Annotated in this window: 8 protein-coding genes; 3 read left to right on the forward strand and 5 right to left on the reverse strand. The window is 64.1% G+C overall.

All coding sequences use genetic code 11. The features are described from left to right. Positions 1-37 precede the first annotated feature (37 nt). The 4 genes from B6V76_RS02340 to B6V76_RS02355 form a co-directional block, all read right to left on the reverse strand. Positions 38-1,330 carry an HlyD family type I secretion periplasmic adaptor subunit gene (locus B6V76_RS02340; protein WP_088726551.1) on the reverse strand — a complete coding sequence of 431 codons (1,293 nt, stop codon included), beginning with the start codon at positions 1,328-1,330 and terminating at the stop codon, positions 38-40. Between the two features lie 36 nt (positions 1,331-1,366). Further along, positions 1,367-3,262, reverse strand: a complete 1,896-nt coding sequence (locus B6V76_RS02345) for a cadherin-like domain-containing protein (RefSeq protein ID WP_088726552.1) — start codon at positions 3,260-3,262, stop codon at positions 1,367-1,369. 3 nt (positions 3,263-3,265) lie between these two features. Continuing rightward, positions 3,266-5,038, reverse strand: coding sequence for a type I secretion system permease/ATPase (locus B6V76_RS02350; protein ID WP_088726553.1), 1,773 nt, complete (start codon positions 5,036-5,038; stop codon positions 3,266-3,268). 72 nt (positions 5,039-5,110) lie between these two features. Further along, positions 5,111-11,977, reverse strand: coding sequence for a peroxidase family protein (locus B6V76_RS02355; RefSeq protein WP_088726554.1), 6,867 nt, complete (start codon positions 11,975-11,977; stop codon positions 5,111-5,113). Between the two features lie 251 nt (positions 11,978-12,228). Between B6V76_RS02355 and B6V76_RS02360 the strand changes: the two genes are divergently transcribed. Together B6V76_RS02360 and B6V76_RS02365 are read left to right on the forward strand one after the other, a co-directional pair. Further along, positions 12,229-13,713: an ATP-binding protein gene (locus tag B6V76_RS02360; protein ID WP_166504521.1), complete on the forward strand. Its 1,485-nt coding sequence runs from the start codon at positions 12,229-12,231 to the stop codon at positions 13,711-13,713. 198 nt (positions 13,714-13,911) lie between these two features. Next, the gene (locus tag B6V76_RS02365; RefSeq protein ID WP_088726556.1) at positions 13,912-14,574 is read left to right on the forward strand and encodes a response regulator transcription factor; all 663 of its coding nucleotides are present in this window, start codon (positions 13,912-13,914) and stop codon (positions 14,572-14,574) included. Positions 14,575-14,610: 36 nt separating this feature from the next. On the opposite strand, the gene B6V76_RS02370 is transcribed toward B6V76_RS02365, so the two are convergent. Continuing rightward, positions 14,611-15,384, reverse strand: a complete 774-nt coding sequence (locus B6V76_RS02370; protein ID WP_075774787.1) for a 3-hydroxybutyrate dehydrogenase — start codon at positions 15,382-15,384, stop codon at positions 14,611-14,613. Between the two features lie 317 nt (positions 15,385-15,701). Here B6V76_RS02370 and B6V76_RS02375 point away from each other — a divergent pair, with 317 nt between their 5' ends. Then, positions 15,702-17,528, forward strand: coding sequence for an extracellular solute-binding protein (locus B6V76_RS02375; RefSeq protein WP_088722764.1), 1,827 nt, complete (start codon positions 15,702-15,704; stop codon positions 17,526-17,528). The last annotated feature ends 164 nt before the right edge of the window (positions 17,529-17,692 follow it).

Raw genomic sequence — 17,692 nt, forward strand, 5'->3', positions numbered from 1 at the left:
TTGGCCCGCCCCGGATCAAATCTCAGTCCTCGCGCCCTCAGTCCTCGCGCATCGTGCGCTGCACCTGATCCGCGACCGGCTTGAGCAGGTAGGAGATCGCGGTGCGCTCCCCCGTCTGGAAGAACACCTCCACCGGCATCCCCGGACGCAAGCCCCGCCCGTCAGGCAGCACCGGCGCCTCGGTCAGTGCGACGGTGCAGAGATAGTAGTTACCGCCGCTCTCGTCCTTCGTGGCCGAGGCCGCGACGACGCGCACCTCGCCTGCCACTTCCGGCGTCGTCCGCTGGTTGAACGCGGTGAAGCGCAGCCGCACCGGCTGCCCCGGCATGACCTGGTCGATATCGGTGGTGCGCAGCCGCGCCTCCACGATCAGCTCGCCATCGGGGACGATCGCCATCACCCGCTCCCCGGGCGCGATCACGCCGTTCACCGTATGCACGCCCAACTCGTTCACCACCCCTGCGATCGGCGCGCGGATCTCGGTGCGCGAGAGCCGGTCGCGCGCGGCCACGGCGCGCTCATGCAGTTCGGCCATCTGCGCGTCGATGTCGCGCAGCTCCTTCTGCGCGGCGGTGCGCGCCTGATGATCCAGTTCCAAGATGCGCAGGTTCGACTCGCTGATCTGGCCCCGCACCCGCGCGATATTTGCCTCTATCTCTCCGGAGACCCCGTCGAGCCGCGCCATGTCGCGCTCGATCTCGGTGATCGCGCCTTTCTCGGTCAGCCCCTTCTTCAGGAGCGTCTCGAGCCGGGCATGATCTTCGCCGCGCAGACGCCGTTCGATCTCGTTCGAGTGGCGCTGCGCTTCGAGCGCGCGGATCTCCTCGTCGAACTGGTCGACCTGAGACAAAAGCTGGTCGCGGCGCAAGTCCTGCATCGCCCGGTCATGGGCCAGAAGCTGGCGCTCGCCATCCGCGATCGCGGCGGTTTCCTCGGCGGTATCGAACCCCTCCGGGAACACGATCTCGACGGCGCTGTCGCGCACTGCAAGGAGCCGCGCGCGGCGGCCGGTAAGCTCGCGGATCTGGGTCTCGACGATCCCCAGTTCCGAGCGCAGCTGCGTGTCGTCGAGGCTCAGCACGACATCCCCCGCCTGCACGAGATCGCCGTTCTCCACGCGGATCTCGCGGATCACGCCGCCGTCCGGGTGCTGCACGACCTTCAGCTGCGATTTCACCGCAACCTGCCCCTGCGCAATCACCGCGCCGGAGAGTTTCGCCTGCGCCGCCCATCCGCCGAAGACGAGGATCAGCGCGCCCAGAAAGGCCGTCGCGAACAGGATCCGCGCACGGATCGAGAACAGGGCCGGATCATGGTCAGTCTTAGTCATTTTCGGTTCCCCCCACCAAAAACTCGCGAGCGCCCGTCAGACGGTCGCGTCGCAGTCAAACAGAAAATTGGTTTCTTCCAGCGTGTGATGGCCGTCGAGTTCGATCTCGAAGTCGTAATCCTCGACGCTGCCATCCTCGTGCTGCGCGCTGAGCTTGGCTTTCACGATGGTGAATTCGTGCCCCTCGTCGCCGTCTTCGATCTCGTAAGCCACGAAAACGCCTCCACGCGCCTCGGCGACCTCGCCATTGGCACCGGCGTAGAACAGCCGCATTTCACCATAGCCTTCGCCCATCGGGTCGATATGCGAGAAGTCTATCCGGTCGCCGGGCTCGAAATCGGTGATGCGGTCATGGCCCGCGCCCGCGTTCCGGATCGCAGAGACCGAGGTGAAGACGAACACGTCCTCGCCTTCGCCGCCGCTGAACAGGTTGCAGGCATCACTTGCGATCAGCTGGTCATCTCCGGCGCCGGAAGCGACGTTCTCGATACTGACGAGCGTCGCTTCGCCGGTCTCGCTCGTCATTGTCCCTGAAGACAGATCGACGGTGACCGACTCCGCGATGCGGTGCAGATCGAGCGTGTCCGAGCCCGCGCCGCCATCGTAGCTGTCGCCCGTAGCCTCCGCGATTTGCGAAACCACGATGCGGTCCTCGCCCGCGCCGCCGGTCACGAGGTCCTCGCCCGCGCCACCGTCGAGCAGATCGGAGCCCTCGCCGCCGACCAACGTGTCGTTGCCCGCCCCGCCATCTAGGCTATCCGCGCCGGAGCCACCGTCGAGATAGTCATTGCCGTCCTCGCCATGCAGCAGGTCCGCCCCGACCTCGCCGAAGACAATGTCGTCACCCGCGCCCGCGAAGACCGTGTCGTTGCCGGCGCCGCCATAGATCACGTCCGCGCCCGCGCCGCCGATCAGCACGTCGCAGCCCTCTCCGCCGTCGAGCATGTCGTCGCCCTCGCGGCCATAGAGGATGTCGTCGCCCCCCTCGCCCCGCATCGCGTCGCGGTCGGGCGTGCCGAGCAGCAGATCGTCTTCGGCGGTGCCGATCACGTCGTGATACTCGGGTGGCAGGATCAGCGCGGTCGCGGTCTGGCCGATCGACAGCGCGCCGTCGCTGAGATCGTAGGTGATCACCAGCTCGCCCTCGAAGCCCTGATCGGGCTTGATCAGCCATTCGCCCGCGCCATGGGCGATCACTTCGCCGCCTTGCGCTTGCATCGACAGGATCGAGAGCGGGTCGCCATCGGGATCGCTCGCCCCGGTCAGCAGGACCGCCGCCACGATGAAGAAGCTCTCATCCCGCCGTCCGGGCGACAGCCGAACCGGCCCCTTCGTCTCCGGCTCACGGTTGCGGGGGGCTTCGGTCGCCGCGTCCGGAGGACGGGCTTCATCGGGAGCGCCCCGGCTTTCACGCGCCTTGCGTGCAGCGGCACGGGTCGAGGTGAAGACCGGCACTTTCGGAAGATCGAGTTCCTTGACCTCGATCGCGTCCGGGAAGAACAGCGTATCGCCCTGCGCCTCCACCGTCGCCTTGTGCTTAGCGTGCCATCGCTGCGGCGAAAGCGTGAAGGGCGCGGGATTGGCGCCCGGGAACAGGATCACGTTGTCGGGCAACGGATCGGGCGGCGTGTTTTCCTCCGTAAGCACGTCACTCGGCCCCATTTCGGGGATGTGATGCGCGTTCGGCGTCTGCGGGCCGGCGGGGGCGTCGGGATCTGCCGGGGGGTGGGCCGGTCCATCCTGAACGCCTTCCGCCTGCGCCGCATCCGTGCCGAAGAGCTTGCGCGCGAGCGCAGCCCAGGCAATGGCGACCAGCCCCACCGCTGCGCGGCCGGGCCAGACCGAGCGCCGTTCCGGCGCACGGTATTTCTGCATCGGCGCGATGGCCGCTTCGTCGTCCGGGATACCGAGCTTGAGCTTGTCCTGTTCCATGGCTCAGCCCACCGCCTGCTCGATACTGTCTCCCAGCTCCGCCGCCGGTGCCGTGGGTTTTCCCTTGGGCAGCGGTTTGAGCCCGACGGAGCGGTTCACGATCTCGTCTTTGGGGCCGAAGGCCACCAGCTTGCCGCCCTGGACGAAGCCCACGAGATTCACGGATTCGAGCGCCTTCGGGCGATGCGCGATCACCACCACGATGCCGCCACGCGCGCGGACCGAGGCGATGGCCGCGCTGAGTGCCGCTTCGCCATCGGCGTCGAGGTTCGAGTTCGGCTCGTCCAGTACCACAAGGAACGGCGCGCCGTAGAGCGCACGCGCCAGACCGACCCGCTGACGCTGCCCCGCCGAGAGCGAGGTGCCGAAGGGGCCCAGCTGCGTCTGGTAGCCATCGGGCAGATGGATGATCGTCTGATGCGCACCCGCGGCCTTCGCCGCGGCCACCACATCGGCATCCGTCGCGTCCGGCGCAAAGCGCGCGATATTCTCGGCGACCGTGCCTTCCATCAGCGAAACCTCCTGCGGCAGGTAGCCGATATGATCGCCCAGCAGATCCACGCGCCACTGGTCGAGCGCGGCCCCGTCGAAACGGACATGCCCGCGCAGCAGCGGCCAGATCCCGACGATGCCCTTGGCGAGCGTCGTCTTGCCCGAGCCCGACGGCCCGACCAGGCCGAGCGCATCGCCGGCTTTGAGATCGAAACTGACATCGCCCAGCAGCACCGCGCCGGAGCCCGGCGCGACGACCGTCATCCCCTCGACCGTGAAGCTCTCGGTCGGCGCGGGTAGAGCGATCAGGCTGTCGTCATCCTCGAGCGTCGCCAGCGTGTCGCGCAGACGCGCATGGCTGCGGCGCGCGGCAGTGAAGCCCTTCCAGTTGCCGATCGCCATTTCCACCGGCGCGAGTGCGCGCGAGGCTGCGACCGAACAGGCGATGATCGCACCGGGCGACAGCTCGCCCACGATGGTCAGATACGCGCCGAGGCCCAGCAGCGCCGATTGCAGCATCATCCGCGTGACCTTCGACAACCCGCTCAGTGTGCCGGTGATGTCGCTGGTGCGCGCATGCAGGCGCAGGTGTTCCGCATTGGCGGTGCCGAACCGCTCCACCGCGCGGCGGCCGAAGCCCATCGCGTGCAGCACGTCGGCATTGCGCGTGTTGGTATCGGCGATCATCGCGCGGGCGATGGAGGCCTTCTGCAGCTCCCGGCCCGAACGGCGCGACAGCATCTCGGTGATGACGGTCAGCGTGATCAGCACGCAGGCACCGCCGATGGTCAGCAGCCCCAATAGCGGATGCAGCATGTAGACGAAGCCCAGAAACAGCGGCATCCACGGCAGGTCGAGAAGCGCGATGGCCCCTGCCCCCGAGACGAAGCTGCGGATCGTGTCGACGTCGCGGCCGCGCTCCAACGCCTCGGACGTGGAATAGCCGAAGCGGGGCATTTCGATTGCCACCCGATGCGCGAGCGGCGCGAGGCGGTTGTCGATCCGCGCACCGACCCGCACGAGTATCTGGTTGCGCAGCACATCGAACAGCCCCTGAAACAGATAGAGCGCGATGGCCAGAACAGAGAGTGCAAGCAGCGTCGGAACCGAGCCGCTGGTCAGCGCCCGGTCATAGATCTGCAGCATGTAGAACGAGCCCGTCAGCGCGAGCAGGCTGATCACGAAGGACAGTCCGAGGAGAAAGACGATCAGACCGCGATAACGGCCCAGACGCTCGGAAACGAGTTCTTCGCTGGCTTGAAAACGACGACGTGCGTTGCTCATGTGATCCTCCCACCAAGATCTTGAGACTTATGTACAAAGCGCCCGACGGACCCCTCCGCCGGGCGCCAACCCTTAGTTCACTCCGTTGAAATCAGAGGCGTCGAGCATGTGATGACCCGTGATGTCGATCTCGAAATCGGCATCCAGATCGTCGTCGACATTGCCGGCGATGATGGTGTGCTCGCCATCGTCGCGCATCTCGAAGGAGACCCGCAGTTCGCCCGCGGCGCTGAAATCGCCAGCCGCGAACAAGACGAAGGATTGCGAACCGGCCGCGCCGTGATCTGCGTCGATCCCGCTCAGGTCGATCTTGTCGCCCGGTGCGAAGCCGTTGATCCGGTCGCCGTCGGCATCGGCTGCGGAGTTGAACACGAAGGTGTCGTGGCCGCCGCCGCCATCCATCACGTTGACCGCACCGTTGGCGATGATCGTGTCGTCGCCGCTGCCGGTGATGACGTTCTCGAAGCTGTAGATCTGGTCGGCGGTCTCGCCGATCATCACCTGGCCGTGGCCGTTGGTGCCGTGGCCCAGATCGACCTCGACCGAGGCCTGGATCGCGGCGTAGTCGAGCGTATCCGAGCCCTCTCCGCCCCAGTAGCTGTCGGCCCCGTCATCCTCGGTCGCGATGACCGTGTCGTCGCCATCATCGGCGAAGACCATGTCATGCCCCTTGCCGGCTTCGATCACGTCGTCACCGTCGCCGCCGAAGAGGCGATCCGCCCCGCCATCGCCGAAGATCATGTCGTCGCCGCCGTTGCCAAGCGCATTGTCCGCGCCGCCGCCTGCGAAGATGACGTCATTGCCCTCCATTCCGATGAAGGTCTCGGCGGTGTCGTCGCCGACCAGCACCACCCCGTCGGACATCGCGTCGTCGGAACTGTCGTCGGCGCCGCCATCGCTGCCGCTGTTCGAGCCGTCCTGATCGGAACTCTCCGAGCGCGTGCCATAGCGGGCACCGTGAACTTCGTCCTGCGGACGTTCGCCGCCGACCACCATGTCATCTCCGCCGCCGCCGTTGAAGACGATGCGGTGATCCGAGGTGAGTCCCGAGATGTCGACCGTGTCGTCGCCCGCGTCGCCATTGATGGTGATCGTGGAATAGGCGAGGCTCGTGCCCGAGAAATCGCCCACGATCTGGACCGTGTCGCCGCGCCGCGGATTCGCGCCGTCGGGCACGCCATTGCCGTTGTCCGCGGTCACGTCGAGCGTGTTGATCGTGATTTCCTCGATATTGGCAAGTTCCGCGATCACGACACCGTCGCGTGTGATGATAATCTCGGCGTTCGCGAGATTCTGAACCGCTATCCCCGCGTCAAGCGCAGCAGCGAGCGTGTAGATCGCGAAGGTCTCGCGGGTGTTGTTGCCCGACACGACGAAGCGATCTCCCGCCGCCCCATTGGCGCCTCCATCCACGAAATCGCGACCGTCCGGGCGCTCTGGCCGATTGGGACGCTGGTTCGTTACCGTCCAGACGAAGGAGTCGTCGCCCGCCCCGCCGGTGATCGTGTCATTACCCTCGCGACCGTAGACCAAGGTGTCGTTGGTCGAGCCGCTCAGATCGATCGTATTGTCTCCGGCATCGCCGGTGACGATGTTGAGGGTCTCGGTGACCTGCGTCCCGGTGAGGTCGGTGGCACGGATCGTCGCGCTCAGCGTCTCGTTGTCGCCAAGCCCGCCCGCGACGCGAAGCTCATCGTTATTGGCGCCGCGAAGTCGCATCTCCGGCGAGCCTCCGACCAGTTCGTAGGTCGCCTGCCCGTCGAAAGGTACATCCGCGCTTAGCGTCGCGATAGTTCCGCCGCCACGGTTCCCGGTGGCGTTCATCATGATGTCGGACATCGGGTCCGCCGCGAGCGAGAGCATCTCGCCATTCGCGAACTTGGCGAATTCGACGCCGACGAGGATATCCACGCCATCGGTCGCGACCGGGTTCCCCTGGTTGTCGGTGCCGCTGCGAAGATCGGTGATCCGAACCGCCTGCTGGTCGTTCATCGCGATCAGCTCGATGCGGTAGTCGTCGCGGTTGCCGGTATAGAGCGCGGTGTCGGTGCCCTCCGCCCCGGTGTCGCCGAGGATGTGGCCCAGCGAGCCGTCCGAGAACACCACACGGGTGTCGCCGGTGCCGTACCAGTTCTCGATCCGCTTGACCTCGAACACCGACTGGTCGTGACGGTTGTCGCCGATCCAGTAGAGGTTCGAGTCCACGACCACGCTGTCGCCGAAGATGAAATCGGCCTGACCCGTGGTCTCGTCGCCCCCATCGCCCAGACCGGTCAGCTTGTCATCGCCGCCGCCGCCCACGAGATAGTTGTTCATCCCGTTGGAGCCGATGCCGTTCTCGTCCGCGCCGGTCAACTCGTCATTGTATTGCGAGCCCACGAGCCCTTCGAGGAAGGCGTACTGGTCCATCAGGACCGACCCGGTGCCTGCGTTGTTCGAGGTCTGCAGGTTCGCGATCACGTTGATATAGGCGTCCTCGTAGGAGCCGATATCCATGTCGCCCTCGGTGCCGTCGCCGTTGAACTCGATCACCGGGTTGAGCTGCGCGGGGCTGTCGCCGTTGAGGCGGTCGCCATCGTTCGCGGTCGGGCCGAGGCCGCCTTCGAGCAGGTCGTTGCCCGAGCCGCCGTTGATGTTGTCGTCGCCGACGCCGCCGACCATCCAGTCCGCGCCGTTGCCGCCGAACATCTCGTCGACGCTGTCGCCGCCATCCATGTAGTCGTTGCCGTCACCGCCCATCATCAGGTCGGTGTCGCCCTCGCCATAGAGCCGGTCATCGCCGTCGTCGCCGAAGACCTCGTCGATGCCGTCGCCGCCATGGACCTCGTCATCGCCCTCGTTGCCATGCGCCGTATCGAGCACGCCGGGACCGGCGAAGATCGTGTCGTTACCGAGTCCGCCGAGAATGAAGTCGTCGTTCTCGTAATCGGTGATGTAGTCGTCGCCGTCGCCGCCATAGATGTGATCGTTACCCTGCGCGCCTTCGATGCGGTCATTGCCTTCGTCGCCGTAGAGCACGTCATCGCCCAGAGCGCCGACGATGAAGTCGTCGCCGGAGAGGCCGATCACCGTGATATGGCCGTCATTGGCCGGACCGCCGGGGATGCTCTCGGTGAGTTGGACATTGTCGATCAGGATCTGGTCCATCGAGCCCGCGAGATCGAATTTCTCGATCACGATGCGCAGGTCCAGCCCCGCCGAGGAAGCCGGGATCGGGTCGCTCACCAGCGTCACCGTCACCTTGCCACCGTTCTCGGTCGGCGGGTCGAAGATGACCGAGCCCAGCAGATTTCCGTTGCTGTCGAAGAGCTTCGCCTCGCCGCCGGTCGCTTCACGGTCGAGCCGGTCAATCACGTCGAAGGTCAGTGTATAGGTCGCGTTCTCGACGAGCGGTGTCTGCACCGTCTTCGACAGGATTGCGGCATCGCCGAGATAGGCGACCTGATCGCCGGTCAGCATCGCGCCGTCCACCGGCGGATTGGGATCGGCCGAGAGCACTTCGGTCTCGGGCGCCCAGGTGCCGCCATTGGTCAGCTGCCAACCCTGCGGCGCGCCGTTCAGGTAGGTGCCGTTCGTGTTGGTCGTGCCGACACCGTTGCCCATGACCTGCTCTTCGAAGCTGCCATTGCCGACGTCGATCTGGCGCACCTCGTCGGGCAGCCGCTCCAGCGTGGCGTTGAAGTAATCGTTGTATTGGTAGGCGTCGGTGCCATCCGCCACCAGACCATCGCGGGCATTGTCGTTGAAGGTGCCCGCCGAGGTCTCGCCGTCGAGCACATAGGTGGCCGAGGGCGTCGCGAAGGCGTCCGGGATATGCTCCAGCCCGGTGGTGCGCATGATCAGGTGGGCGAATTGCTCGCCGATGATCTGGTCGCCCAGATGGTGACCGACCGGCATCCGGTAGAGGTAATAGAACCGGTCGCCATCCTGCAGGCGCTGCGTGAAGTCCAGCATGATGAAGCTGAACGTCGTGCCGAGCGGGCCATCGAACATCGGCTGTTCGGCCAAGCCGCCGACCCAGAGGTCGATATCCCAGAAGCCCTGATCGCCCGAACCGCCCGAGAGCGTCCAGCCCTCGCCCGGAGTGTAAGTGGGCTCGCCCGAGCCGCGCATGAACATCAGCGCCGCGTCATGCAGCTGATCGGACGGATCCGCCGCCGCATCGATGATCGCCTGCGCCTTCTCGCGGATCTGCCACAGCTCGCCCGTGCCCGCCTGATAGGCGTCGCGCGCCTCTTGCAGCTTGAACGTGCCCGCTTCGTCCCGGCCATAGGCCGCGATGAAGTTCACCAGCGATTCCGGGGTGCGCAGATGCGCGCCGAAATCTTCCCAGCTGTGATAGGGCGCGATGCCCGCGCCATTGGCGTTGTTCGAGGTATTCTGCATCAGCCCGTCGAATACCTGCTGGCGCAGTTCGTTCAGCGTCGGCAGCCCGACATCGCGACCGCGCGCGATATTCAGCGCGGCCAGGTCGAGCGGCACGCCGACCAGCGATTGCTGCAGGGCCGCGGTGACGAATTCGTCCATCTCGTTGCCTTGCTGGGACAGCAGACCCGCAGCGATCCCGGATGCGCCGTAGGCGTCGAACTGATCGGGATTGAGGAAGACGTCGAAGAGACCCCTTTCGACATAGGTCGGCACGTAGCCCGGCTCGCCCGGATGGACGCCGGCGTCGTCAGTCACCGCGATCTGCACGGTCTCGCGCAGTTGCGAGTGGCCTAGACGGAACACCGCCTGCGCGAATTCAAGGCTGATATTGAGGTTGATATCGGCCGAGTAGGACACGAATTCCGGCAGCGCCGGGTAGAGCGTCGTCATGTATTGATCGACCGCGACGTGGTTGTACTCGCTCTCGGTGATCAGACGTGCGGCCTGGTAGACGCGTTCGCCATCCCAGGTGAGGCTGTCGACGATGTCCTGCACCGCCCCTTCGTCGTTCAGGTTCGTCGTTGCCCAGCTGTCGAAGGTGGCCTGATCGACATCCACCGCGAGCCAGCCCTCGTTGGCCGCGTCGGTCCCGTTCAGGCCACTGAGGTCACCGGTCTCGATCGCATCGCGGACCGCCGACATCATGATGTTATGGGCCTGGATGTTGTGCTCTTCGTGGAAGACGTGGTGGACCGAGGTGAGCGTGATGTTCTCGTTCACGCGGCCGTCGCCCGAGACCTTGTGACGGGCCAGAAGCGCGTCGTCATAGGTGAAAGCGCCCGAATTCGGATCCGAGGCCGGGTTCAGCTCGTTGCCCTGGAAGTCGAGGCCCGGCGTCGCGCCATGCGCGATATCGATCAGGATCGGCTGGTTCGTCGTGCGCACTTCGCCGATATCAGCCGCCGCGCAATGGCCGTCCATTGCATCCTGCAGCGTCCAACGCACGAAGGGATCGTAGCCCGCGGCTTCCAGTTGCGCGTAGGACTCGTAGGTCATGCCGTTGATATCGATCCCGATCGTGGAAGCGATCTCGTCGATATCGGCGATGCTCTGATCCGAACGGAAGTGGAAATCCTGCTGCGGCGTGAAGTTCAGCCGACCGATCGCATCGGCGTTGATCCACGGGCAGTCGAGCACATCCGTGTCGATCAGCTCGACGCCAATCCGCATCGCGTTGACCTTCATGTCGGCCCAGGTCGCAAGCTCGTCCTTACCCGTGACCTCCGTACCATCGGGCGCGATTGCCGAGCCGTCCGAAACGTCGAGCGCCACGAGATTTCCATTCGCATCCTGGCGATGGACGATCCCGTCCTCGGATCCGGTGATCAGCCTGCCAGTGACGACGCCATTCGCATCGTAGTGCCGCAGCAGCGCGTTGACCGACTCGTGCGAGCCGTAGGTCTGGCTCTGATCGATCATCAGGCCGGTATTGTTGTTGTAGAGCGGCGTGACACCCGGCAGCAGGTTGCCCTGATCGTCGAAATCCGTATCGGGGTTCGACAGTTTCCCGCGGCTCAGCATCATCATGTTCGAGACGCCGGGAATGTAAGACGGGTTCGTCGCGATCATCTCGGGAACGTTCGGCGTGGTCGCCGCATCCACGTAATCCGGGTTCGGCGCATACATCGGATCAACGTAGAGCGGATCGTTCGGGCTCAGCGGGATCATCACCACGCCGCCGGTCTTCTGGATGAAATCCAGCCCGTGATCGAAGAACTGACCGAAGGCCACGAACCATTCGTTATAGCTCACCCCGCCCAGCACGCCGGGATTCGGGATAAATGCGGTGGTGATATCGCCCACCACGGAGTTCGACACATCCACTGCCGAGCCGCCAAGCGCGTTCATCGCCGCGACCGCAGCCGGGTTGTAGTTCGGATCGGTCATGTCGACATTCGAGCTGCTGATCAGCTGCGAGATCAGGCGCGGCGTCGAATCCACCACGACAGAGCTGTTGAGGATATCCAGCGTCGATCCATCGCTTGTGAACTGGTATTCCGGCTGCGCGTCCGACATCGCGGTCATCATCGACGTCGCATCGACGGTCGGCAGGTAGCCCGTTGCACCCGGTGCCACGCCGTTCGAGTCGGCCACGAACATCGAGGGCGACATCGACATCGGGTTGTCGACCAGCACCTGCTTCGAGGTCGGGACATAATCGAGATCGCCGGGCAGACGGCCCTCGCTATCGGGCAGCACCAGCGTCACCCACATCTTCTGCACGGTCGCATAAGAGGTGCCGTATTCCGGCTCGGTCGGGTGGTTTGTCATGAACATACGCAGGAACTCGGTATCGGCCTGCCCCCAATCGGGATGCACGTTGCCACCGCCGGTCCAGACGACGTTGCCGTTCTCATCGACGGTATAGCCGCCCGCGAGGTTGTTGTTGTGGCCCGACACTTCGCGCACCCCGTTCGGGTCGAGCGCGCTCGTCAGTCGCGAATAATCGTTCAGGATATTTGCCTGTTGCAGCAGATAATCGAGATCGGCTCCGGCCAGTTTGATCGTCATGGTAGCCCCCTAAGACCAATTCGGCCCGCGCATCGCGGTCCGTGTCACACCCATTGCCGAAGCTCGGTTCATAGGAGGCTGTGCGAGATGGCAAACACCCCTGCGCCGCATCTCTCGCCGACACCCCCACAAGCTCGGCGCTTTTCCTGTTTCCATGAGGCCATCGAATCGGGACGACGAAAATTGTCTTAGGTCCAACGCGATTTTCCCCTATGGTCGGGAACGCTCCTCGCCAAAGGACGCAAGGGAACATGGGACGAAGGTCTAAGAGCGATGCGACCAAGGTCGGGGATGTGGGGGCCCCGGACCGGGTGCAGCCGGTGCGCAACCCGCTGCGCTGGTTTCTGGGATTTTCGTTATCCCTGCAGTTTCTGGTGGGTCTGGGCCTGGTGCTGAGCCTTTTGCTGGCCTCGCTCGCCTATTGGATCAACAACCGCGCGACGACCCGGCTTCTCGACGCCTCTGCCGACACTGCCGCCTTCTACATGCAGAACCTTCTGCAGCCGCATGTTCAGGCGCTGGGCCGATCGGATGCGTTGCGCGCCCAAGATCTCGCCGCGCTGCACGCGCTCGCGGAGGGGTTTCGCAAACAGGGCAACTTCCTCGCCATCAAGATCTGGAGCCGCGAGGGCAAGCTGATCTTCGCGCCCGATGCAGGGCTTGGCCATGTGCTGCCCGACGACGAGATCTTCGAGGCTCTCAAGGGGAATGTCTTCGGAAGGTTTCCCGATCTCGAGGACGCGGCCCATGATGCCGAGCGCGCGCTGGGCGTGCATCTCTATGAAATCTATGCGCCGCTGCGCGACCTGGAGACCGGCACCATTCTTGCCGTCGGAGAATTTTATCAGAACGCCGATGTGGTCCGGGGCGCGCTGCTGACCTCCGCCAAGACGACATGGCTCTTTGTCGGGCCAGTGGCGATCATCGTCTTCACCATGCTGTTCCTGATCGTGCAGCGCGGCAGCCTGACGATCGAGCGCCAGACCGTCGAGCTCCGCCGCCAGTTCGCCGAGCGCGAGCGGCTGCTGCTCGGCAATTCGCAACTGCACCGCTCGATCGCCGAAGCCGCGCGGAATGCCGCCGATATCGACGAGCGCGCGAAACGTCGGATCGGCGCGGACCTGCATGACGGCGCCTGCCAGCTTCTCTCCTACCTGGTGCTGGAGATCGACCGGCTGGAGCATCTGATTCGTTCGCCCGGGGCGACCGATGAAGCGAAAGCGGCCGGGATTGTCTCGGAAATCAAAAAAGTTGCGCGCAAGACGATGGAGGAAATCCGTGCCATCTCGGGCGGATTGGTCGCGCCGCAATTCGACGCTGCGCCGACGCTGGCCGCGCTGGTCGAAACGCTCGCCACCGATCACCGCCGACGCACCGGTTTGGAGGTCACGCTTTCGCTCGCACCTGACGCTCCGGAACTGTCCGAGACGACGCGGCGCACCTTGGGCCGGATCGTGCAGGAAGCGCTGGCCAATGCCGCGCGACACGCTCCAGGCTCGACGCAGAAAATCGAAACCTATCAAGAGGATGGCGATTTCGTTCTGCGCATAAGCGACAGCGGCGCGGCCCCCGGCCACACCCCCCCGCAGGAGCGCGAATACCGCGAGGGCGGGCTTGGTCTACCGGGGATGCAATTCCGGGCGCAATCGCTGGGAGGCACGCTCGAGTTCCGCTTGCTTGAGCCGCAGGGATCGGAGGTGATCTGCCGTATCCCGCTCGAACCGGAACGCCGCTGAAAGTGACGCAAGGGTAAACCCTTGGAGCTACGCCCATACACCGATGGGGCTAGATGATAAGCGTCTTTCTTTATTGTGTTTCTTCAAGACCTCTTCATTCTGGACGTCCGGGGGGAAGACGAATTTCGCGACAGTCCGGATGGCTTGGCCTTCACGCGTTGGGGAACGCGGTCGCGGGATCGTTCAAGGGGTATTTCGATGTCCGATTTTGTGCCGACGACGGCTTGTATTGTAGACGACCATCCAATTTTCCGGCAGGGGCTGTGCGCCGTGCTGCAGGACGCGCTCGATATCGACGTGCTCGATCAAGGCAGTTCCGCCATCGACGCGATCGAGCTTGCCCGGGCGCGACGGCCCGACGTGATGATCCTCGATCTCAGCATGCCCGGCGGCGGGTTGAACGCGCTTCGCAAGATCATCGATCACGACCCGTCCATGCAATGCATCCTGCTGACCGCCTGCGACGAGCCCGCCACCGCGATCGAAGCGATGAGCGCGGGGGCGAAGGGCTACATTCTCAAAGGGGTCGGCGTCTCGGAACTCCAGGCGGCAATCGACGCGATCCTGCACGGCGGCACATTCGTTTCGCCGAGCTTCGCGGCGGCGCTGCTGCAGGCGGCGCTTTCGGGGCAGGAAAAATCCGAGAGCGAGAGCCTGACCCACCGCGAGATGCAGGTGCTGCGCGAGTTGGAGCGCGGCAAGACAAACCGCGAAATCGCCAAGCGCCTCGCGATCAGCGAGAAGACGGTAAAGTTCTACATGACCAATATCATGCAGAAATACGGGGTGAAGAACCGGCTGGAGGCCGTGATCGCGCATCGTCAGGCGCATGAGCGTACGGTCTCGTCACGCCCCTATTGAAGAGGCGGAGCGAAACCGCTCCGCCAGTCTTTCAGGTTACAGCGCGGTCCAGCCGCCATCGACCGAGATCGTGGTCCCGGTGATCTGCGCCGCCGCGTCCGAGCACAGGAACACGGCGGTGCCGCCGATCTGCTCGACCGTCGCGAATTCCTTCGACGGCTGGCGCGCGAGGATGACCTTCTCGATCACCTCTTCCTCGGTCATGTTGTATTCCTTCGCCGTGTCGGGGATCTGCGCCTCGACGAGCGGGGTCTTCACATAGCCCGGGCAGATCGCGTTGACGGTGATGTCTTCCTTCGCGGTCTCGAGCGCGGTGACCTTGGTCAGGCCCACGACGCCGTGCTTGGCCGAGACATAGGCCGATTTATAGGGCGACGCGGTCAGACCGTGCGCGGAGGCGATATTGACGACCCTGCCCCAACCCGCCTTGCGCATCATCGGCAGCGCGACGGCGGTGGTGTGGAAGGCCGAGGTCAGCATGATCGCGATGATCGCGTCCCACTTCTCGACCGGGAATTCCTCGATCGGCGAGACGTGCTGGATGCCAGCATTGTTCACGAGAATATCGCATTTGCCCGCCTGCTCGATCAGGGCGCGCGCTTCGGCACCTTTCGAGAGATCGGCCTTGATGTAGCGCGCGGTGACACCGAATTCCGATGCGATATCGGCGGCGAGCTTATGATCCTCGTCGCGGTCGGTGAAGGAGTTGATGACAATATCGGCGCCCGCGCGCGCGAGTTCGCGCGCGACCCCGAGACCGATCCCGGAATTCGATCCGGTAATGACGGCGGTTTTTCCCTGAAGCGACATGTTCTCTCCTTCGGTGACGTAAGTGACGGATTCGCCGGGATCATGCCGTGCCGCGCGTGCGAACGCCATGCTGCAAGCGCAATACCGCGTGAGATCGCGGTGAGGGCCTTGTTTTCTTGGGTAATGAGGTAAAAAAAGACGCCCGCGCTAGGGCGGGCGTCAAGTCATGAGGCAGGTTTCATACAGGCAAGAAACCTATCGAGCAGTGCATCCCTTATAAGCAATCCTGCGCCGCTCTCCAAGGGAAAAGTTTGCGCAGTTTCAAACCTCTCGCTAGCTTGGCGCCAATAAATGCAGGCAAGGCAGGGATTGTTAACATGACGAGATCGGTGTTTTTCCATTTACTCGGCGGGGCTCTTTTCGGGCTCGCCCCTGTATTTACAGGGATCGCTGCCGCGGAGCCACAACCTGCGATTGCAATGTACGGCGAGCCTGCACTTCCCGCCGGCTTTACCCATCTGCCCTACGCCAATCCCGATGCCCCAAAGGGCGGCGAGATCAGATTTGGCGTGGCCGGCATGTTCGATTCGCTCAACCCGTGGATCCTGAACGGGAGACCGGCGGAAGGAATCAGCCGCTATGTCGCCGAATCGCTGATGGGCCGCTCGATGGACGAGCCTTTCACGCTCTACGGACTTCTCGCCGAATCGGTCGAGACCGACCCGGACCGCACTTGGGTGGAATTCACCCTGCGCCCCGAGGCCAAGTTCTCGGACGGCAACCCGGTGACGGTCGAGGATGTCATCTGGTCCTACAAGACGCTCGGGACCGAAGGCCATCCGCGCTATCAGAACGCCTGGTCGAAGGTCGAAAAGATCGAGAAGACCGGCGATCGCAAGGTCCGCATCACCTTCAAACCCGAGGTGAAGGACCGCGAAATGGCGCTGATCATGGGGATGCGCCCGGTTCTCGAGAAGTCGCAATGGGAGGGGCACGACTTCGCCTCCACCACGAATATGGCTCCGATCGGCTCCGGCCCCTACGTCGTGGGCCGCGTCGATCCGGGCAAATATATCGAGCTGAAACGCAACCCCGATTACTGGGGGAAGGATCTGGGCTTCAACAAGGGCCGGAACAATTTCGACACGATCCGCTATGATTATTTCGGCGATGGCGGCGTCGTGTTCGAAGCCTTCAAGGGCGGCGAGACCGACAGCTACACCGAATGGAACGCGGCCGACTGGGGCCGGAACTACGACTTCCCGGCGGTGCAATCGGGCGACGTGATCAAATCCGAGATTCCGAACGGGCGTCCCTCGGGGATCAAGGGGCTGGTGATGAACACCCGCAACCCGGTTTTCGCGGATTGGCGGGTGCGTCAGGCGATGATCGACGCGTTCAACTTCGAATTCATCAACAAGACCATCAATGGCGGCGCGGAGCCGCGGATCTCGTCCTACTTCTCGAATTCCGAGCTGGGGATGGAGCACGGCGCCGCCGCGGGCAAGGTGAAGGCCCTGCTGGAGCCCTTCGCCGATCAGCTCCCGCCCGGCACGATCGACGGCTACAGCCTGCCTACGTCCGACGGCGGCGTGCGCAACCGCAAGAACATGCGCGCCGCCGCGAAGCTGCTGGAAGAGGCCGGCTGGCAGGTCGACAGCGATGGCGTGCTCAAGAAGGACGGCAAGCCCTTCACCTTCGAGATCGTGCTGCAACAGGGCGCGGCCGAGACGCAAAGCATCGTCGACATCTACACCGAGGCGCTCAAGAAGCTGGGTATCTTCCCGAAAGTGACCGTGATCGACGATGCGCAATACACACAGCGCACCAATTCCTATGATTTCGACATGGCGTGGTACTGGCGCGCTCTGTCACTGTCGCCCGGCAACGAGCAGAACCTCTACTGGGGCTCGAAAGGCGTGAAAGAGCCCGGCTCGCGCAACTGGATGGGCATGAATTCCCCAGCCGCCGAGGCGATGGTGAAGGCCATGCTCGATGCGAAAAGCCACGAGGATTTCGTCGCCGCGACCCGTGCTCTCGACCGGGTGTTGACTGCGGGCCGCTATGTCATTCCGATCTGGTACGCACCGGTTGACCGGATCGCCCATATCAAGCAGCTTCACTACCCTGAGAAGACCCCGCTATACGGGGCATGGCCGGGCTTCGAGCCCGATGTCTGGTGGTACGAAGAGGCAGGACAATGAAGAAACTCATCCTTCTGGCAGCGATCGCTGCGGCAATGGCGGGCTGCAACACGGTGGCCGGTGTGGGCGACGACATCTCGGGCGGTGCCCGTTCGGTGCAGGGCTGGTTCAGGTAACTCCCGGAATTCAACGCGATATGGAACCGCGCGAGCTATCTCGGCCTT

Origin of the sequence: Thioclava sp. IC9, assembly GCF_002213225.1 — a bacterium.
Classification (GTDB): Bacteria; Pseudomonadota; Alphaproteobacteria; order Rhodobacterales; family Rhodobacteraceae; genus Thioclava; species Thioclava nitratireducens.

Excerpts from the sequence above, each read along its gene's own strand:
- B6V76_RS02340 (WP_088726551.1), bottom strand. The coding sequence starts at position 1,330 with ATGACTAAGACTGACCATGATCCGGCCCTGTTCTCGATCCGTGCGCGG.
- B6V76_RS02345 (WP_088726552.1), bottom strand. The coding sequence starts at position 3,262 with ATGGAACAGGACAAGCTCAAGCTCGGTATCCCGGACGACGAAGCGGCC.
- B6V76_RS02350 (WP_088726553.1), bottom strand. The coding sequence starts at position 5,038 with ATGAGCAACGCACGTCGTCGTTTTCAAGCCAGCGAAGAACTCGTTTCC.
- B6V76_RS02355 (WP_088726554.1), bottom strand. The coding sequence starts at position 11,977 with ATGACGATCAAACTGGCCGGAGCCGATCTCGATTATCTGCTGCAACAG.
- B6V76_RS02360 (WP_166504521.1), top strand. The coding sequence starts at position 12,229 with ATGGGACGAAGGTCTAAGAGCGATGCGACCAAGGTCGGGGATGTGGGG.
- B6V76_RS02365 (WP_088726556.1), top strand. The coding sequence starts at position 13,912 with ATGTCCGATTTTGTGCCGACGACGGCTTGTATTGTAGACGACCATCCA.
- B6V76_RS02370 (WP_075774787.1), bottom strand. The coding sequence starts at position 15,384 with ATGTCGCTTCAGGGAAAAACCGCCGTCATTACCGGATCGAATTCCGGG.
- B6V76_RS02375 (WP_088722764.1), top strand. The coding sequence starts at position 15,702 with ATGACGAGATCGGTGTTTTTCCATTTACTCGGCGGGGCTCTTTTCGGG.